Annotated in this window: 30 protein-coding genes and 1 riboswitch; of the genes, 12 read left to right on the forward strand and 18 right to left on the reverse strand. The window is 68.6% G+C overall.

Annotation, left to right across the window (positions count from 1 at the left end):
• Together QZV94_RS04990 and QZV94_RS04995 are read left to right on the forward strand one after the other, a co-directional pair.
• The coding region (locus tag QZV94_RS04990; protein WP_293676706.1) for an efflux RND transporter permease subunit at positions 1–924 on the forward strand (924 nt) is incomplete at its 5' end.
• Between the two features lie 66 nt (positions 925–990).
• Positions 991–1401: a group III truncated hemoglobin gene (locus tag QZV94_RS04995; RefSeq protein ID WP_293676707.1), complete on the forward strand. Its 411-nt coding sequence runs from the start codon at positions 991–993 to the stop codon at positions 1399–1401.
• 15 nt (positions 1402–1416) lie between these two features.
• On the opposite strand, the gene QZV94_RS05000 is transcribed toward QZV94_RS04995, so the two are convergent.
• Complete coding sequence (locus tag QZV94_RS05000; RefSeq protein ID WP_293676708.1) at positions 1417–3246, reverse strand: ABC transporter ATP-binding protein/permease; 1830 nt, start codon at positions 3244–3246, stop codon at positions 1417–1419.
• Positions 3247–3399: 153 nt separating this feature from the next.
• On the opposite strand from QZV94_RS05000, the gene QZV94_RS05005 reads away from it, so the two are divergent.
• Both QZV94_RS05005 and QZV94_RS05010 read left to right on the forward strand, forming a co-directional pair.
• Positions 3400–4002, forward strand: coding sequence for a TIGR00730 family Rossman fold protein (locus QZV94_RS05005; RefSeq protein ID WP_293676709.1), 603 nt, complete (start codon positions 3400–3402; stop codon positions 4000–4002).
• Between the two features lie 212 nt (positions 4003–4214).
• Positions 4215–5054 carry an outer membrane beta-barrel protein gene (locus tag QZV94_RS05010; RefSeq protein WP_293676710.1) on the forward strand — a complete coding sequence of 280 codons (840 nt, stop codon included), beginning with the start codon at positions 4215–4217 and terminating at the stop codon, positions 5052–5054.
• Here the strand turns inward: QZV94_RS05010 and QZV94_RS05015 are convergent.
• A complete protein-coding gene (locus tag QZV94_RS05015) occupies positions 5051–5974 on the reverse strand; it encodes a LysR substrate-binding domain-containing protein (protein WP_293676711.1) in 924 nt (307 codons plus the stop codon). The genes QZV94_RS05010 and QZV94_RS05015 overlap by 4 nt on opposite strands.
• A 98-nt stretch (positions 5975–6072) precedes the next feature.
• Here QZV94_RS05015 and QZV94_RS05020 point away from each other — a divergent pair, with 98 nt between their 5' ends.
• Together QZV94_RS05020 and QZV94_RS05025 are read left to right on the forward strand one after the other, a co-directional pair.
• Positions 6073–6228, forward strand: a complete 156-nt coding sequence (locus QZV94_RS05020; RefSeq protein ID WP_293676712.1) for a hypothetical protein — start codon at positions 6073–6075, stop codon at positions 6226–6228.
• A gap of 78 nt (positions 6229–6306) precedes the next feature.
• Positions 6307–7113 (forward strand): metallophosphoesterase, encoded by an 807-nt coding sequence (locus QZV94_RS05025; protein WP_293676713.1) that lies wholly within the window; start codon positions 6307–6309, stop codon positions 7111–7113.
• Here QZV94_RS05025 and QZV94_RS05030 read toward each other — a convergent pair.
• From QZV94_RS05030 to QZV94_RS05045, 4 genes are all read right to left on the reverse strand, one after another.
• Positions 7079–7558, reverse strand: coding sequence for a Crp/Fnr family transcriptional regulator (locus QZV94_RS05030; protein ID WP_293676714.1), 480 nt, complete (start codon positions 7556–7558; stop codon positions 7079–7081). The two genes, QZV94_RS05025 and QZV94_RS05030, sit on opposite strands and share 35 nt — an antisense overlap.
• A 129-nt stretch (positions 7559–7687) precedes the next feature.
• Entirely contained in the window at positions 7688–9733 is a 2046-nt protein-coding gene (locus QZV94_RS05035; protein ID WP_293676715.1) for an NAD(+) synthase, read from the reverse strand.
• A gap of 213 nt (positions 9734–9946) precedes the next feature.
• Entirely contained in the window at positions 9947–10375 is a 429-nt protein-coding gene (dksA, locus tag QZV94_RS05040; RefSeq protein WP_293676716.1) for an RNA polymerase-binding protein DksA, read from the reverse strand.
• 111 nt (positions 10376–10486) lie between these two features.
• Positions 10487–10936, reverse strand: coding sequence for a flagellar assembly protein FliX (locus QZV94_RS05045; protein WP_293676717.1), 450 nt, complete (start codon positions 10934–10936; stop codon positions 10487–10489).
• 196 nt (positions 10937–11132) lie between these two features.
• Here QZV94_RS05045 and QZV94_RS05050 point away from each other — a divergent pair, with 196 nt between their 5' ends.
• From QZV94_RS05050 to QZV94_RS05065, 4 genes are all read left to right on the forward strand, one after another.
• Entirely contained in the window at positions 11133–12239 is a 1107-nt protein-coding gene (locus QZV94_RS05050) for a flagellar basal body P-ring protein FlgI (protein ID WP_293676718.1), read from the forward strand.
• Positions 12239–12553, forward strand: coding sequence for a rod-binding protein (locus QZV94_RS05055; RefSeq protein WP_293676719.1), 315 nt, complete (start codon positions 12239–12241; stop codon positions 12551–12553). Before QZV94_RS05050 ends, QZV94_RS05055 begins: the two co-directional genes overlap by 1 nt.
• Entirely contained in the window at positions 12553–12996 is a 444-nt protein-coding gene (locus tag QZV94_RS05060; RefSeq protein WP_293676720.1) for a flagellar basal body protein, read from the forward strand. The genes QZV94_RS05055 and QZV94_RS05060 overlap by 1 nt, the downstream gene beginning before the upstream one ends.
• Positions 12997–13061: 65 nt before the next feature.
• Positions 13062–13331 carry a hypothetical protein gene (locus QZV94_RS05065; protein WP_293676721.1) on the forward strand — a complete coding sequence of 90 codons (270 nt, stop codon included), beginning with the start codon at positions 13062–13064 and terminating at the stop codon, positions 13329–13331.
• Between the two features lie 270 nt (positions 13332–13601).
• On the opposite strand, the gene QZV94_RS05070 is transcribed toward QZV94_RS05065, so the two are convergent.
• Positions 13602–14471, reverse strand: a complete 870-nt coding sequence (locus QZV94_RS05070) for an alpha/beta hydrolase (protein ID WP_293676722.1) — start codon at positions 14469–14471, stop codon at positions 13602–13604.
• 376 nt (positions 14472–14847) lie between these two features.
• A riboswitch (FMN riboswitch) is annotated at positions 14848–15024 on the forward strand.
• An 84-nt stretch (positions 15025–15108) separates the two neighbouring features.
• Between QZV94_RS05070 and QZV94_RS05075 the strand changes: the two genes are divergently transcribed.
• Complete coding sequence (locus QZV94_RS05075; RefSeq protein ID WP_293676723.1) at positions 15109–15624, forward strand: 6,7-dimethyl-8-ribityllumazine synthase; 516 nt, start codon at positions 15109–15111, stop codon at positions 15622–15624.
• Positions 15624–16052, forward strand: a complete 429-nt coding sequence (locus QZV94_RS05080; protein ID WP_293676724.1) for a PaaI family thioesterase — start codon at positions 15624–15626, stop codon at positions 16050–16052. The genes QZV94_RS05075 and QZV94_RS05080 overlap by 1 nt, the downstream gene beginning before the upstream one ends.
• A gap of 45 nt (positions 16053–16097) precedes the next feature.
• On the opposite strand, the gene QZV94_RS05085 is transcribed toward QZV94_RS05080, so the two are convergent.
• From QZV94_RS05085 to QZV94_RS05135, 11 genes are all read right to left on the reverse strand, one after another.
• The gene (locus tag QZV94_RS05085; protein WP_293676725.1) at positions 16098–17525 is read right to left on the reverse strand and encodes a Do family serine endopeptidase; all 1428 of its coding nucleotides are present in this window, start codon (positions 17523–17525) and stop codon (positions 16098–16100) included.
• 62 nt (positions 17526–17587) lie between these two features.
• The gene (locus QZV94_RS05090) at positions 17588–18871 is read right to left on the reverse strand and encodes a TCR/Tet family MFS transporter (RefSeq protein WP_293676726.1); all 1284 of its coding nucleotides are present in this window, start codon (positions 18869–18871) and stop codon (positions 17588–17590) included.
• A 55-nt stretch (positions 18872–18926) separates the two neighbouring features.
• Complete coding sequence (locus QZV94_RS05095) at positions 18927–19397, reverse strand: SRPBCC domain-containing protein (protein ID WP_293676727.1); 471 nt, start codon at positions 19395–19397, stop codon at positions 18927–18929.
• Complete coding sequence (locus QZV94_RS05100) at positions 19394–19747, reverse strand: helix-turn-helix transcriptional regulator (RefSeq protein ID WP_293676728.1); 354 nt, start codon at positions 19745–19747, stop codon at positions 19394–19396. The genes QZV94_RS05095 and QZV94_RS05100 overlap by 4 nt, the downstream gene beginning before the upstream one ends.
• Complete coding sequence (locus tag QZV94_RS05105; RefSeq protein ID WP_293676729.1) at positions 19747–20121, reverse strand: cupin domain-containing protein; 375 nt, start codon at positions 20119–20121, stop codon at positions 19747–19749. The genes QZV94_RS05100 and QZV94_RS05105 overlap by 1 nt, the downstream gene beginning before the upstream one ends.
• Positions 20121–20573 carry a VOC family protein gene (locus QZV94_RS05110; protein WP_293676730.1) on the reverse strand — a complete coding sequence of 151 codons (453 nt, stop codon included), beginning with the start codon at positions 20571–20573 and terminating at the stop codon, positions 20121–20123. Before QZV94_RS05110 ends, QZV94_RS05105 begins: the two co-directional genes overlap by 1 nt.
• A 203-nt stretch (positions 20574–20776) precedes the next feature.
• Positions 20777–21196, reverse strand: coding sequence for a 50S ribosomal protein L17 (gene rplQ, locus QZV94_RS05115; protein ID WP_293676731.1), 420 nt, complete (start codon positions 21194–21196; stop codon positions 20777–20779).
• A 186-nt stretch (positions 21197–21382) separates the two neighbouring features.
• On the reverse strand, positions 21383–22399 hold the full coding sequence (locus tag QZV94_RS05120) for a DNA-directed RNA polymerase subunit alpha (protein WP_293676732.1): 1017 nt from the start codon (positions 22397–22399) through the stop codon (positions 21383–21385).
• Positions 22400–22473: 74 nt separating this feature from the next.
• Complete coding sequence (gene rpsK / locus QZV94_RS05125) at positions 22474–22863, reverse strand: 30S ribosomal protein S11 (RefSeq protein WP_111274690.1); 390 nt, start codon at positions 22861–22863, stop codon at positions 22474–22476.
• Positions 22864–22878: 15 nt separating this feature from the next.
• Entirely contained in the window at positions 22879–23247 is a 369-nt protein-coding gene (rpsM, locus tag QZV94_RS05130) for a 30S ribosomal protein S13 (protein WP_293676733.1), read from the reverse strand.
• Positions 23248–23546: 299 nt separating this feature from the next.
• Positions 23547–24107, reverse strand: coding sequence for an adenylate kinase (locus QZV94_RS05135; protein ID WP_293676734.1), 561 nt, complete (start codon positions 24105–24107; stop codon positions 23547–23549).
• Between the last annotated feature and the right edge of the window lie 90 nt (positions 24108–24197).

The raw sequence follows: 24197 nt of genomic DNA on the forward strand, positions 1-24197 counted from the left end.
GTCGCGGCGCTGGAGCACCTGAAGATCTCCACGCCGTCCGGCCCGGTGCCGGCGAGCTATTTCATCAAGCGGGAGCCGGCCCAGCAGGTCACCCAGATCCAGCGGCGCGACGCGCAGCGACTGGTGGTCGTGCAAGCCAACACCATCGGCGACGCGGCCGCGAACCTGAAGATCGCTGAGCTGCGGCCCTCGCTGACCAAGGCGCTCGCCGCCTACCCGTCGGTGGAGTGGAAGTTCATCGGGGCGGACGAGGAAGGCGCGGAGGCGGCAGTGTTCTTCATGGGCGCGATGGCCGCGTCCCTGTTCATGATGTTCGTCATCCTCCTGTGGCAGTTCAACAGCTTCTACGGCGTGTTCGTGACGCTCTCGGCGGTGATCCTGTCGACCGTGGGCGTGCTGCTGGGGGTGCAGGTGAACCTGGGCGGGACCTTCCCGTACATCTCCGTGATCATGCTCGGGACGGGGGTGGTCGCCCTTTTCGGGGTCGTCGTCGGCCACAACATCGTGCTCGTCGACACCTTCTACCACCTGCGCCACGCCGGCTATTCGGCCGACGAGGCGGCGATCCGGGCGGCCACGCAGCGCTTCCGGCCAGTGGTGCTGACCACGCTGGTGACGGTGGTGGGCCTGCTGCCGCTGATGTTCCAGATCCACCCGAACTTCCACACCGGCCACCTGGAGTACAAGGCGCCAGGCTCGACCTGGTGGGTGCAGCTCTCGGCCTCCGTCGTGTGGGGCCTGTCGTTCGCCACCCTGCTGACCCTGATCCTCACGCCGGTGATGCTGGCCGCGCCGAAGGTCTACTCACGGCGGTTCGGCTGGCTGCGCGACCACATCCCCGGACGGCGTCCCAAGGACCGCGAACACCGCCCGCCGCCGCCCGCCAGCTTCGGCGAGGACGACGTCCCGCGCGCGGCGGAGTAGTCGCGGCTGCGGCGAAGCGCGCCGCCCGCTGGCGTGGCGGCGCGCATCACCCCACATAGCGGGGCGATGAGCATGACCCGCATCGGCCCCGGCGAAGGCGTCGTCTCGGAGGAGACCATCCGGCGCCAGGTGCACACCTTCTACGGCCGTGTGCGTGAGGATGCGGTGCTAGGACCCGTGTTCAACGACGCGGTCGAGGACTGGGACGAGCACCTCGCCAAGCTGTGCGATTTCTGGTCGTCCGTGCTGCTGGCGACGGGGCGGTTCAAGGGCTCACCGATGGCGGCGCATGCGCAACGTCCGGCCGTCCGCGACGAGCACTTCGCCCGCTGGCTGGCGCTGTTCGAACGCACTGCCCGCGAGGTCTGCCCGCCCGCCGCCGCCGCGCTGTTCGTCGAGAAGTCGCAGATCATCGGGCGCAGCCTGCGCCTGGGCCTGGCGGTGAGCCGCGGAGAGATCCCGCCGCTGGGCGTCTGAGCCGGCCCTACCTAGCTAGCTCTCCCGCGTCTGCCGCCGCCACAGGGCGGCGTATTCGCCGGCCTTGGCGAGCAGCTCGGCGTGGGTCCCGCGTTCGACGATACGGCCCCGTCGGAGGACCAGGATCTGGTCGGCGTCGACGATGGTGGAGAGGCGGTGGGCGATGACCAGGGTGGTGCGGCCGGCCTTCACCTTGCGCAGGGTCTCCTGGATGGCGGCCTCGGTGGGGCCGTCAAGGGCGCTGGTGGCCTCGTCCAGGATCAGCAGGCGCGGGTTGGCCAGGAGGGCGCGGGCAATGCCGACACGCTGGCGCTCGCCGCCAGAGAGCTTCAGGCCGCGCTCGCCGACGCGGGTGGCCATGCCGTTGGGCAATCCGTCGATGAAGGGCGCCAGCTCGGCGGCGGCGGCGGCGGCGCGCACCTCCTCGGCCGTCGCGTCAGGCCGGGCAAAGCCGATATTGGCGTAGAGGGTGTCGTTGAACAGGGCCACGTCCTGCGGCACCAGGGCCACCGCGCGGCGCAGCTCGGCCTGCCGCACCTCGCGCAGGTCCGTCCCGTCGATCAGCACCCGGCCGTCCTGAGGGTCGATGAGGCGCATGGCCAGGCGCACGGCGGTGGTCTTGCCCGCGCCGGATGGGCCTACCAGCGCCACCGTCTGGCCGGGCTCGGCCGTGAAGCTCACGCCCAGGAGGCCGGAGGATCGCGCGTCGTGGCGATAGCTGACGTCGTCGAAGGCGATCTGGGCTCCCTTCCCGCTCGCCGGCGGCAGGGGCTGGGCGGTCGCCGCGTCGACGATGTCGGGCGCGATGGCCTTCAGAGAGACCATCTGCTCCATGTCGATCAGGCCCTGGCGGATCTCGCGGTACTGGAAACCCAGCATGCCCAGCGGCGCGTAGAGGCCGGAGAGCAGGAAGATCGCCATGGTGATGTCGCCGATCTTCAGCTCGCCGCCCGCCACCAGGTAGCCGGCCATCACGGTCATGGCGGCCAGGCCGACGTTCAGGATCACCGCCTGGGCGCCGTTCAGGATGTTGAGCGAGGCGGTGGCCTTGGAACTGGCGTCGACGTAGGTCGCCATCGCGCCGCCGTAGGCCTGTACGAGGCGGTCCTCGGCGCCGAAGGCCTTCAAGGTCTCGTAGTTCATCAGGGCGTCGTTGGAGAGGCCGGCGGCGCGGTTCTCCGCGTCGTTCAGCTCGCGGCGGTGTGACAGCCGCCAGTCGGTAATCTTGAAGGTCACCAGCGCGTAAAGGACGAGGGTCGCAAACGCGGTGAGCGCGAACAGCCAGTTCAGCCGCACCGTCATCACCACCATCGCCAGGATCAGCTCCACGAAGGTGGGGCCGAGGCTGAAGATCAGGCTGCGGATCAGGAAGTCGGTGGAGCGGGCGCCGCGGTCGATGACGCGCGACAGCGTGCCGGTCTGCTTGGTCTGGTGGAAATCCAGCGACAGGGAGAGCGCGTGGCCGAAACTCTCCACCGCCGCCTTGGCCATGGTCGACTGGGAGACGCGGGTGAAGATGGCGTCGCGGGCATAGGGCGCGCAGGCGGAGACCAGGCGCAACCCCGCGAATCCCATGGCCAGGGTCAGGAATGCGCCGCCGATCGCCACCCCGCCCTGCGCGGCCGGCGCCAGGGTGTTGATGGCGTCGCCCAGCAACACCGGGGCCAGAACCCCCGAGAGCTTGCCCACGAACACCAGGGCGAGCGCCGCGGCGATGCGCAGCCCCAGCTGCGGCGCGCCGGAACGCATCACCAGGGCCAGCAGGTCGCCCATCGACCCCCAGAAGTCGAACTTCGCCTCGCGCGGCGCCACGGCCTCGGGGCCGGCGAAGCGCGCGTGCGCCATGTGGGCGTGGACCAAGGCGGTTCAGGCCCCGGCCAGGCTGGAAACTGTCGGCGCCTTCACGGTTTGGCTGAAACTCCCTAACGTCCCCAGGCTAGTTGGGCTTGCGCGACACAGAAGCAAGCGGCCCAATCCAATTCCTCCGGAGTATGCGCTATGCCGCGCGAGCGCCAACGCCTGGAATCGACCTGCGTGTTCTGCGGTTCGTCGGACGACGCCGATCCGGCCTTCCTGGCCGCCGCGCAGCAGCTTGGCAAGGCGCTGGCCGACTGCGGCATCAAGCTGGTCTACGGCGGCGGCGGCGTCGGCTTGATGGGCGAGGTGGCGCGCGCGGCGCACGGAGCCAACGGCGCCGTGCTGGGGATCATCCCGACCTTCCTGGTGGGGGCCGAGCGCGCCCTGGAGAGCGTCGAGCACATCATCGTCGACAGCATGCACGAGCGCAAAATGCTGATGTTCCAGCGTTCGGACAGCTTCGTGATCCTGCCCGGCGGCATCGGCACGCTGGAGGAGGTGGTGGAGCTCCTGTCGTGGCGCCGGCTGGATCTGCACGCCAAGCCGATCGTGTTCTACAATCCGCGCGGCTTCTGGGAGCCGCTGTTCAAGCTGTTCCAGCATACGGTCGACGAGAAGCTGACCCCGCCCGATTTCATGCAAGCGTGGACCTCGGTCGCGACCGTGGGCGAGATCGTACCCGCCCTGCTGGGCCAGGGCCGCGAGCCCTACCCGTCCGAGGCGGCGGTCGGCCGGCGCGGCTAGCTGGCGCAACCTGCCCGCGCATCCGACGGACGCCCAGCAATTGGGCGCCGAGAGCGCTGCCGGGATTTCCAGCGTAGAATGCTACTCTGAGTGTTGCCCGAAAGCCGCACCTTTCGCCTTTGGTGCATTTGTCGGCATCCCAAAGCGCCCTACCTTCGTAGCTGACGGACCGGCGCAAGAGGGTTGCCCGGCGAAACAAGAGCAGACAGCACATGAAGAAACTGATCCTGGCTACGGTCGCAGGGGCGGCGCTGACGATGGCCGCGGGCGCGGCGAGCGCGGCCGACCCGACGGACTGGACCGGCGTCTACATCGGCGTCAGCGCCGGGCTGGCCGACCGCAACGAGAGCGGCGGCGAGACCATCCTCTTCGACACCAACCTGGACGGCAACTACGGCGACACCGTGAACACGGCCGCCGGCGCCAACGCCTTCTCGCCCGGTTTCTGCGGCGGTTCGTTCAACACCAACGCCGCCGGCGGCGGCTGCCGCAAGGACGACGACACCGACACCGAGATCGGTGTGCGCCTGGGTTACGACCACCAGATCATGGGCAACTTCGTGATCGGCGCGCTTGTCGAATACAACCAGCTCGAGCTGCAGGACGCGGTCACCGCCTTCTCGACCACCCCGGCCAGCTACAACTTCACCCGCAAGCTGACGAGCACCTTCGCCGTGCGTGCGCGCGCCGGCTACGCCGTCGACAACCTGCTGATCTATGCGACCGGCGGCTACGCGGTGGGCAACATGCGCCACAGCTTCCGCACCACCAACGGCGTCAATGCCTTCCCGGTCTCCGGCGGCGGCGACGCCAAGGGCTACCAGCTGGGCTTCGGCGCCGAATACAGGATCATGCCGAACGTGAGCATCGGGGTAGAGGCCATCCGCACATCGCTGGAGGACGACGACTTCACAACCCGCGCCAGCAACAGCGGCACGACGGCAGCAACCAACCCGTTCCTGCTGGTGAACACCGCCGGCACGGACTTCCTGCGTTCGGATGACGACTTCGAGTACAACAGCATCCGCGCGACCCTGAGCTACCGCTTCTAGACCGAAGCGATGAGACGTTGCGCGGCTGGGTCCTCGGCGACCTGGCCGCGCAGCCACTCGCGGAAGGCCGCGATCTTCCGGGCCCGGGCCCGGTCTTTCGGATAAACTAGCCAATAGGCCTCGGCCGGCCCGATATAGATGTCGAATGGCTGGACGAGCCGGCCTGCGGCGACCTCCGTGGCGAACATCACCGGCGAGCCAAGCGCGACCCCGGCGCCAGCCAGCGCCGCCGCGACCTCCAGCGTCTGGGTATCCGCCGCGATACGCGGCGCGCCCCCTGAGACCTCCGCCGGCGCGACCCCGGCCGCGGCGAACCACGCCTTCCACTCCGCCTCCGAACCGACCCGCGGCGCCCGCAGCAGCGCATCGGGACGAGGCCGGTCGCCGAGCGCGGCGAGCGCCTGCGGCGTCGCCAGCACGGTCTGGCTGGAGGGGAAAAGGAACATCGCTTCCATGCCCGGCCACTCGCCACGCCCGGAACGGATCCCGACGTCCATCTCCTCGCGCGTGAGGTCGACGATGCGGCCGTCGGCTTCCAGCCGCACGGCGATCCGCGGATGCGCGACCTGGAAGGCGCCCAGGCGCGAGGCCAGCCACTGGGTGGCGAACGTCTGCAGCGTCGTGATGGCGAGCACGCCTTCGCCGGTGTCGGTCAGGTCGGAGATGGCGCTGCGCAATGCGCTCATTGCCTCGGTGGCCGCCCGCGCCAGTCGCTCGCCGGCCGCCGTCAGCGCCACCTCGCGCGGGAGGCGGCGGAACAGCGGCTGGTCGAGCCTGCGCTCCAGGGCCTTCACCTGCCAGGAGACCGCCGCCTGGGTCATGCCCAGCTCTTCCGCCGCCCGGGTGAAACTGCCCAGCCGCGCCTCCGCCTCGAACACCCGTATCGCGCTGAGCGGCACTGTGGCGAGTGGGTCTGACATAAACAACCCTTATGAATGCAGCAGGAGAACGCATTTGTCCTGCTCGGCTCTGCAGACCACCCTCCCTAGCGAAATGCAACCGGCGACCGGAGATGGACATGGAAGAACTACACCGCATCCATAAGGACGTTCCCTTCGGCTACTGGGTCTTCTGGGTCCGGCCGGCCTGGCGCGCCCTGGCCCGGAAGTGGCGCGAGCCGCGCAAGGGCCGCGACCTCTCGGCCGGCCTTGATCAGCTGTCCGCGCCGCACTGACACCGTTCCGTTCGGCCAGCTTTGCCTTAGGGTGTGCGCTGGGCGCGGGGCTCTCCCGCGCGAACCGGGGCGCTGCGCGTGAAGATCCTCCTGGTGTCTGACCTGCACTACGCCCTGAAACAGTTCGACTGGACGGCCGCGGTCGCGCCGGACTTCGACTTGGTGGTCATCGCCGGCGACCACCTGGACATTGCTGGGCAGCTCAGCGGCGGCGTCCAGGTCGTAGTGGTTCTCAACTACCTGAAGCGCATGGCCGCGCGGGGCCGGCTGATCGTGTCGTCCGGCAACCACGACCTCGACCGCCGCGACGCTGCCGGCGAGAAGGTGGCCGCCTGGATGTCGCGGGTGCGCCGACACGGCATCCCGACCGATGGCGACAGCCTGGAGATCGACGGCGCGCTGATCACTATCTGTCCCTGGTGGGACGGGCCACACGCGCGCCAGGCGGTGGCCGACCAGCTGGCCCGCGACGCCGCCCGGCCGAAGTCATCGTGGCTGTGGGTCTATCACGCGCCGCCAGAAGGTTCGCCGACCTGCTGGGGCGGTCATCGCTTCCACGGCGACGCCGAGCTGACGCGATGGATCGAGACCTATGCGCCCGACATGGTGTTCTGCGGTCACATTCACGAAGCGCCGTTCAAGCGCGGGGGATCCTGGGCGGACCGGATCGGCGACACCTGGGTGTTCAACGCCGGCCGGCAGATCGGCCCGACGCCGACGCACGTCGTACTCGACACCGAGGCTCGCGAGGCCGCGTGGTTCTCGCTGGCCGGGGCCGAGTTCGCAGACCTGGACGCGCCGTTGCGGCGGCCGCTGCCGGAGCTCACGACCTTCCCGTCCTGGCTCGGGCCTAATATCCGGGATCCCGATCCGACCCGGGTGTGAATTCCGCGCGCTGCTCGTGGACGAGGCTCTCGAGGATCTCGTCCACCACGCCCAGGTGGCCGCCCTCCCCTTCGAACTGGCGCTTCAGATCGACGAGGTAGGTCGAGACGCCGTGGAGCCGCTGAGCCAGCAGCTGCGCCAGCTGGTGCGACACGTCGTGGTGCGATTTCAAGAAGCCTGGACCGTCCTCGGTGACCCGGGCCGCGCAGGCGGTCAGCGCCCGGACGGTGGCCGTGTGCGGCAGGCCGAGCAGGATCGACATCTCCCCGAACAGGGCGCCCGGTTCGACAACGGTGTTGATGTGGGTCTCGCCCCGGACCACCTCCACCGCGCCGTCGACCAGCACATACAGCTTCCCCGAGGTCTCGCCCTCGGCCAGCAGCACGCCACCCGGCTCGAAGCGGACGACGGGCAGATCCGCGCAAAGGTCGGCGATCGATGTCACGGCGGGCCCCAGTGTTCCGCCCCAGCGTAGTCCCGCCCATCCCGCGGCGTCTCGCGGGACCCACGCCCGGCGCCGGGGCCTGCCTGCAGCGCCTCATTTCTGGGCAGAGGCAGAGCCAACGCGACGGCCCTACGGCACGTTAGCTTCGAGTTCATCCAGCCAGACGCGGGCCGTGCCGTCGCTGGGCGCGCGCCAGTCGCCGCGGGGGCTGAGGGCGCCGCCGGAGATCACCTTGGGGCCGTTAGGCACGGCCGAGCGCTTGAACTGGCTGATCTCGAAGAAGCGGAACAGGAACAGGCCCAGCCATTTCTTGATGGTCGCCAAATCGTAGGCGTTGCGCGTCTCCTGCGGGAAGTTCTCCGGCCACTGGCCCAGGGCCACGTCGCGCCAGGCATGCCAGGCGAGGAAGGCCACCTTTGAAGGCTTCAGGCCGAAGCGGGTGATGTGGAAGAGGTTGAAGTCCTGCAGCTCGTAGGGCCCGACCTTGGCCTGGGTCGACTGGATCGCGCCCGTAGCGTCCGCCGGCACCAGTTCCGGCGAGATCTCCGTGCCCAGGATGGACAGAAGGGTCGCGCAGGCGCCCTCCTCGAACTGCCTGGTCTTCACAACCCAGCGGATGAGGTGCTGGATCAGTGTCTTCGCCACCCCGCCGTTGACGTTGTAGTGGCTCATGTGGTCGCCGACGCCGTAGGTGCACCAGCCCAGCGCCAGTTCCGACAGGTCGCCGGTGCCCAGCACGAAGCCGTTGCGCTGGTTGGCCAGCCGGAACAGGTAATCGGTGCGCAGACCCGCCTGCACGTTCTCGAAAGTGATGTCGTAGACCGGCTCACCATTGGCGAACGGATGGCCGATCTCCTGCAGCATCAGCCGGGCCGTCGGCCTGATGTCGATCTCCTCGCCGGTCACGCCCAGGCCCCGCATGAGCGCCCAGGCGTTCTCCTTGGTGCCGTCGCTGGTGGCGAAGCCCGGCATCGTGAAGCCCAGGATGTTGGCCCGCGGCAGGCCCACCGCGTCGAAGGCCTTGGCGGCGACGATCAGGGCATGGGTCGAGTCCAGGCCGCCGGAGATCCCGATGACGATGTGCTGGGTCTTGGTGGACTGGATGCGCTTGATCAGGCCTTGAACCTGGATGTTGAAGGCCTCGTAGCAGTCCTGATCGAGCAGCGCGGGGTCGTCCGGCACGAAGGGGAAGCGGTCCAGGGGCCGGACCAGGCCGATGTCGTCGAAGGTCGGCTGGTGCTCGAAGCGGATGCGGCGGAAGCGCTGCTCAGGGTGGCCTGCGGCGGCGGCGGCGTCGTTGAAGGTGGGGGTGCGCATCCGTTCCAGGCGCAGCCGCTCCACGTCGATGTCCGCGATCGCCAGCTCGGAGGCCTGCGGGAAGCGGTCGGTCTGCGCCAGCCGGCGACCCAGCTCGTGAATCGAGGCCTGACCGTCCCAGGCCAGGTCGGTCGTGCTCTCGCCCGGCCCGGCGGCGGAATAGAGATAGGCGGCGGAGCAGCGCATGGACTGTGAGGCGCAGAGGGTCTCGCGGTCGGCAGCCTTGCCCACCACGATGTTGGAGGCCGACAGGTTGCAGAGGATAAGCGCCCCGGCCAGGGCGCCGTTGGTCGAGGGCGGCTGCGGCGCCCAGAAATCCTCGCAGATCTCCAGGTGGAAGACGAAGTCCGCCAGGTCGGAGGCCGAGAACAGCAAATCCACACCGAATGGGGCCGTCTGGCCGGCCAGGTCAATCTCCAGCCCGGTGACGCCTACGCCCGGCGCAAACCAGCGTTTCTCGTAATATTCCCGATAGTTGGGCAGGAAGCTTTTCGGCACGACGCCGAGGATGCGGCCGCGCGAGATGGCGATGGCGCAATTGTAGAGCCGCCCATTGCGGACCACCGGCGCACCGACGACGAGCACAGGCTTGAGGCGTTCGGAGGCCTTGGCCAGGGCTGCGATCTCGGCCTCGACGCGGTCCGTCAGGGCGTCCTGCAGGAACAGGTCGTCGATGGCGTAAGCCGATAGCCCCAGCTCGGGAAACAGCATCAGGTCGCAGCCCTCGACATCGCCCTGGTGGGCGAGGCGCAGGGTCTCGGCCGCGTTGAAGCCCGGATCGCCCGGGCTGACCGCCGGCGTGCAGACGGCGGCGCGAACGAAGCCGTGCGTGTGGATCGAGTGGAACGCCTTGGTCACCGTTTGCTCCGGCTTCTTATGCTCAATCTGAGCATATATAGCTTAACGGAGCGCGAAGGGCAAAACCATGGGCGGGAGACTGAACCAGCCTCTGCCGTGCCGCGCCTGATGACCTGGGACGTCTCTCGATCGCCTGACCATGCGCTTCATTCAGTTGGCCATTGGCGGCGCATCGCCAGCGGCGGGCGGCAACAACCTGCGAACGGGCCCCGCTCAGTCGTCGCGGTGGACGCGTTCCCTGCGCTCGTGGCGCTCCTGGGCTTCGAGGCTGAGGGTGGCGATGGGCCGGGCGTCGAGACGGGCCAGGCCGATCGGCTCGCCGGTCTCCTCGCAGTAGCCGTAGGTGCCGTCCTCGATCCGGCGCAGCGCCGCGTCGATCTTGGAGATCAGCTTGCGTTGCCGGTCGCGGGTGCGAAGCTCCAGCGCACGGTCAGTCTCCGACGAGGCCCGGTCAGCAAGATCCGGGTGGTTCTCGGTTTCTTTCTGCAGGTGAGACAAGGTCTCGCGAGATTCGCGGAGGATGTCCTCTTTCCATGCGTTGAGCTTTAGCTTGAAATACTCAAGCTGACGCTCGTTCATGAAATCCTCGTCCTCGGAGGGACGATAGTCGGGACTCTCAGCCAGAACAGTGGCTGTTTTCATGGTTACCTCACGCCCCTAGGAACCCTGAGACACGCGGCGGCTGTATAGCAAAACCGGTTAACGATTCAACGCATCCTGAATGTCGCAGGCCGTCAGGTCGCACCCGGCGGGCTATCGGCCTTGGCCAGCCGGCGTGTAGGCGCTGGATTCCAGCTTGGCGAGTTCGACCGCGGCGCGGGTTTCGATCTCGTCAAGGAGCGCCTCCAATCCGGGATCCTCGGTCGTCGCGCGTTGCTCGCGGATGGCGCGGGCGAGGCGGTCGAGCTGGTCCGCGTCGAGCTCGCCCGAGAGGAGCGATATCTTCAGGCCGTCCAGTTCGTCCAGCATGCGCCCGGCGCGGCCGACCGACCGACGGCGGCGTTCTGTGGCCGACTCCACGTCCTGCAGGGCCAGCAGGGCCTCGACACCCACCACGCCGCCCACCCCGGGGGCGCTGGACACCACGGCCGGCGCCGCAGGCGCCTGCGCGCCGGCGATGCTGAACCCTCCGCCGCCGCCCGTACGGGCGGGCCGGCTCGGGCCGGACGTCTGGGACGGACCGCCTGTTCGGGTGACCTTCATGGGATTGGACGCGTAAGACCCCTCAATGCACTGGCGGACAGCATTGCCGGGCAAGCTTGAGGCATGGTTAACGGGCGGCTGTTTCTGCCTAGTCGGAACTTGCCGCCCCATCGCCTCCGTCGTTGATTCTATTGGCAGTTTAGTCTGGCACGCTTCTCGCGTCTGGCCCTCCCGAACAACTGCGTCCAAGGCTGCCATGCGTCCCATCCGTGTCTTCTCCGCCCTGCTGCTCTCCGCCTCGCTGTTGACGGGCCCGGCGTTCGCCAAGTCGCGCATCAAGGATGTGGTCGAGTTCGAAGGCGTTCGCGAGAACCAGCTGGTCGGCTACGGCATCGTCGTGGGCCTGAACGGCACAGGCGATGCGCTGCGCAACGCGCCATTCACCAAGCAGAGCCTGGAAGCGATGCTCGAGCGGCTGGGCGTCAACGTCCGCGACGCCAACCTCAACACCAAGAACGTGGCCGCGGTGATGGTCACCGCCAAGCTGCCGGCCTTCGCCGCGCCGGGCTCGCAGATCGACGCCACGGTGTCGGCCTTCGGCGACGCCAAGAGCCTGCTGGGCGGCACCTTGCTGGTCACTCCCCTGCTGGGCGCCGACGGCCAGGCCTATGCAGTGGCCCAGGGCACGGTGCAGACCGGCTCGGTCAGCGCCGGCGGGGCCTCCGGCTCCACTGTGCTGAAGGGCGTGCCGACCGCCGGCCGGATCGCCGGCGGCGCCAGCGTCGAGCGCGAGGTCAACTTCCAGCTCGCCAACATGGCCCAGACGCGCCTCACCCTGCGCAACCCCGACTTCACCACCGCCAAGCGCATCGCCGACGTGATCAACGGCGCCTATCCGGGCTCGGCCTATGCCGACAATCCGACCATCGTGGCGGTCCGCACCCCGGCGGGCACGAACATGATGGCCTTCATGTCGGCGATCGAGAACCTGACTGTCGAGCCGGACTCCGCCGCCAAGGTGGTCATCGACGAGGTGGCGGGCGTCATCGTCATGGGCGACGCGGTCCGGATCTCCACCGTCGCGATCCAGCAGGGTAACCTGACCATCACGGTGCGTGAGCAACCGGCGGTGAGCCAGCCCGGCGCCTTCGCCCGCGTCGGCCAGACCGCCGTGGTGCCTCAGAGCGACGTCTCGGTGGAGGAGGAGAAGGGCAAGCAGTTCCTGACCCTGAAGTCCGGCGCGGCGCTCTCGGTCCTGGTCTCGGGCCTGAACGCCCTGGGCGTCACCCCGCGCGACATGATCTCCATTCTCCAGACCATCAAGGCCGCGGGCGCACTGCAGGCCGAAATCGAGGTGATGTGATGGCCGACCTGATGTCCGCCGCGGGCCTGACCCCCAACCTGCTGGCGCCGGCAGCGACGACCACGGCGGGTGAACTCGCCCGGGCGAACGCCAAAGACGTGGCCCAGAAATTCGAGGCCCAGTTCCTGTCGTCGATGTTCCAGTCGATGTTCGCCGGCCTGAAGAGCGACGGCCCCTTCGGCGGCGGCGAGGGTGAGGAGATGTTCCGCTCGCTGCAGACGGAGGCCATGGCCAAGCAGGTGGCCAAGCGCGGCGGCATCGGCGTCGCCGACGTGGTGCAACGCGAGATCCTGAAGATGCAGGGGCTGACCTGATGGCGCTTTCCGCGACCGACGCCGCAGACCGCGTCGAACAGCTGGTAATCCTGACGGAACGCCTCACCGCGCTGATCGCCGACCAGGCGGCCTGCTTCGAGCAGCGCCGGCCGCAAGACGCCGCAGCCATGCTGGATGAGGTCTCTCGGCTGGCGAACCTCTACCGACACGAGAGCGCCCGGGTGCGCGCCGACACCTCGATGGTGTCTTCCGCGCCCTTGGCCGCTCGCGAGCGCCTGATCCGCGCCACTGAGGGCTTCGATGCCGTCCTCGCCCGCCAGGGCCGCGCCATCGAGGCCGCCCGCACGGTGACCGAAGGCCTCGTCCGCTGCATCGCCGACGAGGTCGCCGCCCAGCGCACCCGCAGCTCGAGCTATGGCGCCGGCGGCGTGGTGAGCCCGGGCGCCGAAGCCACCGCGATCACGCTGAACAAGCGGGCTTAGGCCCCTCCCTCGTCGCTGAGCAACTGGGCGACTGGCGCCGCGTTCCGGCGCGGCTATGCTCGGCCATGGCCCGCCCCGACCTCAGCACGCCCGAAGGACGGGCCGACTACCAGGCCGAACTGCGCCCTGTGGGCGCACCGTGGCGGATCGCCGGCATCGTGCTCGTGGTGATCGCCGCCCTGGGCGTGGTCATCACCCGCGGCATGGGCCGCGGTCCCACCGATCCGGTCTTCCTGGGCAGCCTGGCCCTGCTGGTGCTGGGCTGGGCGGCCGTGGGTGTCGGGGTGTTCCTGCGCGGACGCCACAACCACCACCGCATGCGCGAGCCGCTATAGCGGATGGGGGCGGTATGGGCGGCGGCCGGCCGCCGCCCATGAAGCTTTAGGCTGCTAGAAGCCCAGGCCGCCGGTGGCCGCGCCGGCCATGAGGGCCAGGCATACGAGGGTGATGGGGGCGGAGGCGTCGAGGACGCGGATCAAGCGGGCGATCATGAGGCGGAACTCCTTCCGGCGAGCGGGACGGGTCGGGATGAGGTGTCGTGGGGTCGCTTTCGGCTTCATCCAGTCTCCTTCGGCTATTGATGGGATCGGTGGCCGGCCGGGCCGCTACGGCCGAACCAGAAACTCGAGGATCCGCGCGTTGACGGCCTCAGGCTGCGCCACGGCGGCGATGTGATCGGCGCCGGGGACGATGGCGGTCTCGAGGGCGGGCATCCGCCGCTTGGCCAGCGCCAGGGTCGCCTGCGGGTCGTAGAGCCGCTCCTGGTCGCCGATCAGCAGCAGCGTCGGCGCGCGGATCGCGCGCAGCTCCGGCGTGCCGAGCACGGCGGCCGAGATGGTCTGCAGTCGCGGCCGCTCGGCCATCATCACGCCCATCAGGGCGGCCCATTGTGCATCGCGCGGGGCCATCCGCAGGTCCGCCATGCTGGCCTCGCGCTGGTCGCCCATGAGCCGCCGCAACCGGCGGCGCAGCGGCAGGCTCAGCATGGTGAGCATGAACTTCAGCGACAGGCCGACGAACGTGCCCGCCGGGCTGATGAGCACGACGCGATCCACCCGCTCGGGGGTCAGCGACGCTTGGCTGAGCGCCAGGAAGCCGCCGAAGGAACAGCCGACGATGGATGCGCGCTGCACGCCCAGGCCGTCGAGGACATCCGTCAGCCAGCCGGCGAAGGCGCGCCGGCCCCGGATGCGCGCACCGCTGGCGACGCTCTTGCCCCCCTGCCCGATCACGTCGACCGCATAGGTCCGGAAATGCCCGCTGAGCGCCGCGACGTTGGAACGCCAGACCGTGGCGCTGGCCACCAGGCTGTGCAGCAGCACCAACGGCGGCGCATCGAGGGGACCGCTGGCGATCACATGAGTGGTCCCGAGCCGTGTCGGGAGCTGCAGGGTGTCGAACGGGACCGGCCAGGCAGCGAGCACGGCATCGTAGGCGGCGATGTAGCGGCGTTGGCTCTCTTCAGTTCTGAACATGCAGACCCTCCAGCTGCGTCCGCGCATGGCGGACTCCCGGGGAAGCGCGGCGGGCCAACAGGATCGCGCACCCGCAGGTGGACCTGCGGGCGGCCGGCGCGAGGGCCGGGGATGGCTGGTCTGTCGAATGGCCCTGCGACCAACAGGGCATGAAAAACCCGCCGGGATCGCTCCCAACGGGCGGTCGTATACAGACGCGAAAAAGACAGCGCAACAACTAAATTGTGCGCGGGCCTAGTTCGCCAAGTGCGAATGTAAGCCTTCCTCTGACCATGTCAAGCCCGCATCACTTTGAGGTTCCGATTCCCAATTCAAACGCTTGTTTGACGCCGCGGAATTGCCCTATCCTTCCCTCGCCGTCGGATGTTCCGGCGGCCTACGTTCTCAGGGCGGGGTGTAATTCCCCACCGGCGGTAATGCCCTTCGAAGCTTCGGCCAAGACGGGACGAGCCCGCGGGCGCCTTCCGGCCATTCCAGAAATGGGGCCGGCAGGGACGAGCAGACCCGGTTCGATCCCGGGGCCGACGGTTAGAGTCCGGTTATGAGAACGGTCGAATGCGCGAAGGCGGGCAACCGTCGCTGCGCGTCCGGCCTGCCCCTGAGTCGTGGTCCTTTGAACCCGGTCAGGGAGAAGACCATGACCCAAATCGCCCCCCAGAAGCTCGAGACCCTCGAGTTCCCCACCGCCAACGGCGCCTTCCGCGCCGGGCGCATCGCGTTCGTCCACGCCCTGTGGCACGCTGACATCGTCCGCGAGGCCTATGCCGGCTTCGTCGAGGAGATGGCGGTGCTCGGCTATGCCGAGGACGTCATCGAGCGCTTCGAGACCCCCGGCTCCTTCGAGATCCCACTGCACGCCCAGACCCTGGCCCGCACCGGCCGCTATGCCGCCATCGTGGCCGCCGGTTTCGTGGTCGACGGCGGCATCTACCGCCACGACTTCGTGGCCCAGACGGTGATCCAGGCCCTGATGCAGGTGCAGTTGGCCACAGAGACGCCGGTGTTCTCGGTGGTGCTGACGCCGCACCACTTCCACGAGCACGACACCCACCAGGGCTTCTTCCACGCCCACTTCCGCACCAAGGGGGCGGAGGCCGCGCGAGCCTGCGTCGGCACGCTCACCAGCCTCGGCAAGCTGGCGGGGGCGGTGTGATGGATGCCGGCGCCCACGTCCCGGACGGCTTCGTCGCCGACGAACGCGACAGCCCCGCCACCAACGCCTGGAAGCCGATCTACCGGCGAATGGCGGGTGACACGGTGATCATCGGCCTGCGGGTTACGTCCGCCCACACGAACAGCCGCGGCTTCGTCCACGGCGGGCTGATCTCGGCGCTGGCGGACAATGCCATGGGCCACTCCTGCGCCAGCCGGATCGGCCCAGACTCCACCCTGGTCACGGTGAGCCTCACCGTCGATTTCCTGGGGCCGGCGTTTCCGGGGCAGTGGCTGGAGTTCGACACGGTGTTCGTGAAGCCCGGCGGCACGCTTTGCTTCACCCAGGCCTTCGTCACCGCCGACGGCCAGCCGTGCGCCCGGACCAACGGCGTGTTCCGGGTGGTGAGGCAGAAGATGGCGGCCTGACGGTCTCGCCTGCGTCCCCGCTTGGCGCAGGCAATGCAGCCGGGACTAGGCCCGGAACGTGCCGATGATCTGTTGGCCGTTCCGTTCGATTGTCACCCGCCATCCCGGCTGCGGGCCCGCCAGCGCGTCGGCAAGGCCGCGCACCGTGGCGATCCGCACGCCGTTGACCTCGCGCACGATGTCGCCGGGCCGCAGGCCGAAGTTCAGCGCCAGGCCGCGGCTGACGCCGGTCACCAGCACGCCGGGCGGGGCGAAGGGATCCATACCCACCTCGTCGGCCACCGCCGGCGACAGGTTCACGACTGTGGCCCCGTCGAACGGGTGGCGGCCGGCGAGCGTGCGCTGATCGCGCGCCGGCGTCGCGGGCGGCGGCTCGGCCCGCAGCGTGAGCGTCTGTTCCCGCCCGTCGCGGCGCACAACCAGCGGCGCGGTCTCACCCGGGCGATGGTTGCCGATGGCGTAGGTGAGCATCGCGGCGTCGGGCACGGGACGCCCGTCGATGCGCATCACCACGTCGCCTTGGCGCAGGCCGGCGCGCGCGGCGGGGCCGTTCGGCCAGATATCGGCCACGATGGCGCCCTGCGGCACGCTGAGGCCCAGGCCGCGGGCCAGGTCCGGCGTCACGCTCTGGATGCGCGCGCCCAGCCAGGGCCGCACCACCGCGCGCCCACCGCCCACCGCCGTCTCCACCACGCGGCGCACGACCGCGGCCGGGATCGCGAAGCCGACGCCGGACGAGGAGCCCGAGCGCGAGAGGATGAAGCTGTTCACCCCGATGAGGTCGCCGTCCATGTCGATGAGCGCGCCGCCGGAGTTGCCCGGATTGATCGCCGCGTCGGTCTGGATATAGGCCGAGCCCATCTCGCCGGTGGGATCGGCGGTGCGGTTCAGCGCCGAGATGATGCCGTTGGTCACGGTCTGGCCGACGCCGAAGGGGTCGCCGATCGCCAGCACCAGGTCGCCGACCTCGGTGTCGCCGGAGTCGTCCATGGCCAGAACGGGGAGGCGCTCGCCGGCGGGGAGATCGATCTTGAGCACCGCGAGGTCGCGACGCGGGTCGGCCAGCAGGATCTTGGCGGCGAACTCCCGACGGTCGGAGAGCGCGACGGTGATCTCCTGGCCGCCCTCGACCACGTGGTTGTTGGTGACCACGACGCCGTCGGGCCGCACGATCACGCCGGAGCCCAGCGACTGGGCCAGTCGCGCCTGCGGCACTCCGCGGCCGAACAGCGACCAGAAGGGGTCAGTCTGCTGGCGCACCAGCCGCTTGGACGAGATGTTCACCACCGCCGGCGCGGCGCGGCGCACCACCGGGGCGAAGGAGGACTTCATCGTCAGGGCGTCTCCGGGCGGGACGCGGTTGGGTTGGGCCAAGGCTGGCGGAGCCAGGGTCGGCTGGACCTGGGCGGCGGCCGACGCGGCGGTCGAGAGAGCTGCGAGGAGGATGAGGGCGCGTCTTGCGAACATCGTCATTCCTTACACCTGAAACGGCGGCTGATATCGGCCAAGGTTCAGGCGCAAAAGTGGCGCGCAGCCTACTCGGCGGCCGCCGGAACAGCCCCCCGCGGGGCATGGCCGACCCGCAGCGACAGCAGGTAGGCGGCCACCATCAGTCCGGCGGCGATGTAGATGGGCAGGCCGGGCATGTGCAAGCTCGCGTCGTGCCGAACGGCCCAGGCGAAGGTCAGGCCGAAGACCATCGGGCCCGCCACGGAGGCTATGCCCTGCAAGCCTTGATTGGCGCCTTGAAGCTGCCCCTGCTGCTGCGGTCCCACGCGCCGGGTCATCAGGCCCTGAAGGCCAGGCTGCATGAAGTTCATCAGCGCGAACACCGGGGCCGAGGCGAGATACGCCCAGCCGGTGGGCGCCCAGCCGTAGAGGGCGAAGCCGACGGCGCCGGCGAGCGTGCCCAGCAGCAGCGCTCCGCGCTCCCCGATCCGCGCCACCACCGGCCCGACCAGCAGGGTCTGGACCAGGATGCCCAGGATCCCGGTGGCCATCATGCTCAGGCCCACGATGTCGGCCCCCCAGCCGTACCGGTAGCCGGCGTAGAGCACGAAGATCGACGGCAGGACCGTGTGGGCCAGCTGGAAGAGGAAGTTCACGCCGGCCAAGCCCAGCAGGTCCCCGTGCTTGCCCAGGAACGACAGCGAGACGAGCGGAATGGCCTGGCGCCACTGGAAGCTCTTCTGGCGCTTCTCCGGCGGCAGCGATTCCGGCAGCACGAACAGGCCGTAAAGCCAGTTGACCGCCGTCAGCCCCGCGGCTGCGAGGAACGGCACCCGCAGGGCGAAGTCGCCGAGGTAGCTGGTCATCCACTCCCCGGCCAGGAACCCGCCCAGGGCCGGCCCGATCAGGAAGCCGAAGGAGAACGCCGAGCCCATCAGGCCGAAGGTCTTTGCCCGGTCCTGCGGCGCGGTCACGTCCGCCACATAGGCGTTTGCGGTCGAGAAACTGGCCGCGGTCGCCCCGTTGATCAGCCGGCCGACGAACAGCCAGAACAAGCTGGGCGCAAACGCCATGAACAGGAAGTCGATCGCCAGACCGCCGAAGGAGATCAGCATCACCGGCCTGCGTCCGATCCGGTCGGAGAGCATGCCGAGAAGGGGCGCGACGCAGAGCTGCATCAGCCCCCAGCTCACTGCGAACAGGGCGTTCCAGGTGGAGGCGTCGGCCGTGTCGCCGCCCGAAAGCTGCTTCACCAGGTTGGGCAGCACGGGGATCATGATCCCGAACGAGACGGCGTTCATCAACGCGGCCGCGAAAATGAAACGGAAACCCGCCTCGCGCCCGCGCCGCGTCTTGGTCGGTTCGGTCATTTGGCGTCTCTCCCAACCGCCAGGATGAAACAAAAAGGGAACCTGAGCAACACGGTTACGTCACCCGCGCGCCCACGGAACGCAGCTGCGCCTGCCAGAATTCCGCCAGTCGCGCGAGCAGCGCCTGGTCGGGGAAACGGTGACGCGCCGCACTCTCGGCGGGGACCTGGTCGTAGCCGCGATGCTCGACGCTGACCCGCGTCTCCTCGCCGACCGCCTCGAAACGGACCTCGACCTCGGTGTGAAGATCCACCGGGAAACTGGCCTGCCGCCAAGAGAAGACCAGGCGTTCCCCCGGCGCCCAGGCCAGCACGCTGCCGATCTCGAAGACCTTGCCGTTGGCCAGGGTCTCGATCAGCCGCCCGCCCTCGCCCTGCGGCTCGAACGCGAGGCGCCCAGGCGCCCGCGGCGTGGTCTGGAACAGGCCGTGCGGGCGCCACCACTCGCCGCCCTCACCGGTGAACACCGCAAACGCGCGCTCCGGCGTCGCCTTCACGCGAAGGGCGACATAGACCTTGGACGTCATGCGTCGGGTCCGGCCGGGACCGCCTTCTCGATATGCGCCTTGAACGCCAGGAGCTGGGCGCTCCACAGCCGTTCGCTCTCCTCCAGCCAGCGCAGCAGATGGACCATCGGTTCGGGCCTCAAGGCGTAGATGCGGACGCGTGCATCGAACTCGGGATGGGACTCCTCCACGAGGCCACAGGTGCGGAGCGTCTTCAGGTGGCGGCTCATGGCGGGCGCGCTGATGTCCAGCGCCCGCGCCAGTTCCCCCGACGCCCGCGGCCGCTCCGCCAGCAGGTCGACCACACGCCTGCGATACGGATCGGCCAACGCGGCCAGGGTCTGGTCCAGGGCGGCGGAGGATGCGGCCATCAGAGCGGCCGGTGCTGGGTGCCGGCGCCGTAGGTGAGGGTGAGAAGGCTGCCCGCTTCCGGGACGAGGGCGCGATGCCAGATCCCCCTCGGCACGATGCAGGTGGATCCCGGCGTCATCTCCACGCGCCGCTCGCCGCCCGGTTCGTCCAGGATCAAGATCATGCGGCCCTCGACCAGCACCAGGACCTCCTCGCCCGCCGGGTGCATCTCCCACTGAGGCCAGTCCTCGGTGTTCGGGAAGGCGGACACCAGCGTGCCGAGCAGGGTCGGGTTTTCGTCGACGCTTTCCCAGAACCCCGCTGCGGGATGGGTCCGCACTTGCCCCTGCCCGTCCAGGCTGAGGTAAGTCTGCTCCAGGTCCAGCGCGGGCATCAGATCCAGCCCGTGATCTTCAGCCCGCTGACCGCTTCGGCCTCCTCACGGCTGACCGCCTCGACGCTCTGGCCGATGGTCCAGATGTGTCCCTCGGGGTCGCGGCAGCGGTAGCTGCGGTCGCCGTAGAACTGCGTCGTGGGCTCCATCAGGATCTCGAAGCCGGCCGCGCGGGCGCGCTCGCAATGGGCGTCGCAGTCGGTGTCGATGTGGATATGCACCGTCTGGGTGACCTTGCCACCGATCGAGGCCGGGCTCTTGTGGTCGTCTGTCCACTCGCTCCCGATCATCACCTCGGCGTTGCCGAACCGCATCTGGGAGTGAGCGATATTGCCCTCGCCGTCCTCGATCAGCATGACCAGTTCGAAGCCGAATGCCGCTTCCAGGAATTTCAGCGCCGCCCGAGGATCGCGGTAGCACAGCGCCGAGGTGAGGGACGTTCGTTCAGCCATGAGCGGCCTCCTTCGCAGCGGCTCGACGGTATCCGGCAATCACCTGGTCGGAGGTCGTAGCCATTTTCTTGCATATTTCCACAATATTTAACTCATACCGCAATCATATCGTCAACGGTCCATGTCGCCGCTGCGGAAGCCGGGCAACGAAAAGCCCCGGAAGCGGACTTCCGGGGCTCCTGCGATCTGATTGTGTGAGCGGTCTATTCGTCCGAGCCGAAGGCGGTGTCAGCGGTCGGACCGCTGTCCTTGCCCTTTTCGGACGGGTCGCGGTCGACGAACTCGATCACCGCCATGGCGGCATTGTCGCCGTGGCGATAGCCGGCCTTCAGGACGCGGATGTAGCCACCCTGGCGTTCCTTGTAGCGCGGACCCAGGACGGCGAAGAGCTTGCCCACCTGCTCCACGTCGCGGACTTGGCTGATCGCCTGGCGGCGCGCATGCAGGCTGCCGCGCTTGGCCAGCGTCACCAGCTTCTCGACGAAGGGGCGGAGCTCCTTGGCCTTTGGCAGGGTCGTGACGATCTGCTCGTGCTTGATGAGGCTGGCCGACATGTTGGCGAACATGGCGGTTCGGTGGGCGGACGTGCGGCCCAGTTTGCGATGGGCGATACCGTGGCGCATTTCATATCTCCTGGGCGCTTTGCCCGCCGGACGCGCCCGACCTGCCGGGTAGGCGTCCTTGCCTGAACAAGTCCCAGCCTGCTCCCGCCTGGGTCATCACGAAATCGCCGGGGCCCTCCGCCGCTGTTGCGGCTTCCTCGGGCCCGGACCGCGGGACGCGGCCTGGAGTCGGCGTGAAAGCGTTTGCTACATCTGGTCTTCGAACTTCTTGGCGAGCTCTTCGATGTTCTCCGGCGGCCAGTTCGGCACGTCCATGCCGAGGTGGAGACCCATCCCGGCGAGAACTTCCTTGATCTCGTTCAGCGACTTGCGGCCGAAGTTCGGGGTGCGGAGCATCTCCGCCTCGGTCTTCTGGATCAGGTCGCCGATGTAGACGATGTTGTCGTTCTTCAGGCAGTTGGCCGAACGGACGGAGAGCTCGAGCTCGTCGACCTTCTTCAACAGCGCCGGGTTGAACGGCAGTTCCGGCTTGGCTTCGCCTTCGACCTTCTTCTTCGGCTCTTCGAAGGTGATGAAGATCTGCAGCTGGTCCTGGAGGATGCGGGCGGCGTAGGCCACCGCGTCCACGGGCGAAACCGCTCCGTTGGTCTCCAGGTCCATGATCAGCTTGTCGTAGTCGAGGCTCTGGCCCTGGCGGGTCGGCTCGACGCGATAGGCGACGCGCTTGACCGGCGAATAGAGGGCGTCGACGGCGATGAGGCCGATCGGGGCATCCTCGGGGCGGTTCATCTCGGCGGGGACATAGCCCTTGCCGGTCTGGACCGTGAACTCCATGCGCACCTGGGCGCCCTCGTCCAGCGTGCAGAGCACGTGGTCGGGGTTGAGGATCTCGATGTCCGAGGGGGCCTCGATCTGCGCCGCCGTCACCGCGCCGGGGCCGTTGGCGCGCAGCGTCATCCGCTTCGGGCCCTCGGCGTGCATGCGCAGCGCCAGTTGCTTGATGTTCAGAACGATGTCGACCACGTCCTCACGCACGCCTTCCAGCGACGAGAACTCGTGGACCACGCCGTCGATCTGCACCGCGGTCACCGCCGCGCCCTGCAGGGAGGAGAGGAGCACGCGCCGCAGGCTGTTGCCCAGGGTCACGCCAAAGCCGCGCTCGAGGGGTTCGGCCACCAGACGCGCCTTGCGGGCGGCGTCCTGGCCGATCTCGATCTGCGGCTTTTCGGGACGGATTAGCTCATTCCAGTTTCGTTCGATCACGTGTGTCCCTCGGAAACGCAGGATCGCCGGCCGCAAACCGCGGACCGGCGTCAGGGATTAGGTCGGTCTTGCGACTAGACGCGCCGGCGCTTGGGCGGGCGGCAGCCGTTATGCGGAATAGGGGTCACGTCCCGGATAGTGGTGATCGTCATACCCACCGCCTGCAGAGCGCGGAGCGCGGACTCACGTCCCGAGCCGGGGCCCGAGACATTTACTTCCAGCGTCCGCACGCCGTGTTCGGCGGCTTTACGGCCGGCGTCCTCGGCCGCCATCTGGGCGGCATAGGGCGTCGACTTACGCGAACCCTTGAACCCCATCAGGCCGGCGGAGGACCAGGAGATCGCGTTGCCCTGGGCGTCGGTGATGGTGATCATGGTGTTGTTGAACGAGGCGTTCACGTGCGCCACGCCCGAGGTGATGTTCTTACGCTCGCGACGTTTGACGCGCGCCGGTTCCTTGGCCATCGGAGATACGCTCTCTTACTTCTTCTTGCCGGCGATCGGCTTGGCGGGGCCCTTGCGGGTCCTGGCGTTGGTGTGCGTGCGCTGTCCGCGGACCGGCAGGCCCTTGCGGTGACGCAGGCCGCGATAGCAGGCCAGGTCCATCAGGCGCTTGATGTTGACCGCGGTCTCGCGACGCAGGTCGCCTTCCACCATGTAGTCGCGGTCGATCGTCTCGCGGATCTGCAGGACTTCCTGGTCGGTCAGCTGATTGACGCGCCGGGCGTCCTCGATGCCAACCTTATCGACGATCTCGCGGGCCTTCGCCTCGCCGATGCCATGGATGTACTGCAGCGCGACGACGACGCGCTTGTTGGTGGGGATATTGACGCCAGCAATACGAGCCACGTGAAACCTTCTCCTGGATCACGCAAGAGAAGCGCGAACGGCGCCCCGACCCTCAACACCCATAGGCGTCGGCCGGCGCGTCCTTCGCGCTCTTTCGCGGAAGCGCCCCGTTATATGGATCGGCGACGCGCCGTCAATGGCGGAAACGCCCAAATGTGAACGAATTGCTGCACGCGCAAGGGGTAGTCCGCCCTGGCGTGGGTCATCGAGGCTCGGACATGGCCGGCCAGTCGCGAGAAAAGCATGAGCCGCCCCGATCCGCAATGCGCGGCGCCGGTTGGGGGAATCGGTCAGCGTGGTCAGCCCAGCGCCTTGTCGATGCCGGCGGCCACCGCGTCCATCGAGCCCATGCCGTCGACTTCCACCAGCTTGCCCTGGCCCTGGTAGTACGGCAGCAGCGGCGCGGTCTGGGTATTGTAGGCATTCAGCCGGATCACGAAGCTCTCCGGGTTGTCGTCGGGCCGGCCCGACTCGGCGAAGCGACCCGCGATGCGTTTCTTCAGCGCCTCGTCGTCGACCTTCAGGCGGATGACCAGGTCGATCTTGGCGCCCCGGCCGGCCAGCATCCTGTCCAGGGCCTCGGCCTGGGCCAGCGTGCGCGGGAAGCCGTCGAAGATCGCACCCCCGGCGGCCTCCGTCTCCGGCAGGCGACTCTCGATCAGTTCGATGACGATCTCGTCGGAGACCAGCTCGCCGCGCTGCATGATGCCGGAGACCCGTTGTCCAAGCTCCGAGCCCGACGCGATCGCTGCGCGCAGCATGTCGCCGGTGGACAGCTGCACCATGTTGCGGCCGTCGACCAGACGCTTGGCCTGGGTGCCCTTCCCCGCCGCCGGCGGACCGAACAGGATCAGGTTCATCTCACACTCTCTCCCCCGAGCCGGTTATGTGAACCGGCTCATCTTGCTCAAGGTCCGCGCGGAACGCGCGGGGGGCGCTCTTGATGGCGC

Origin of the sequence: uncultured Phenylobacterium sp. (assembly GCF_902826855.1) — a bacterium.
GTDB lineage: Bacteria > Pseudomonadota > Alphaproteobacteria > Caulobacterales > Caulobacteraceae > Phenylobacterium.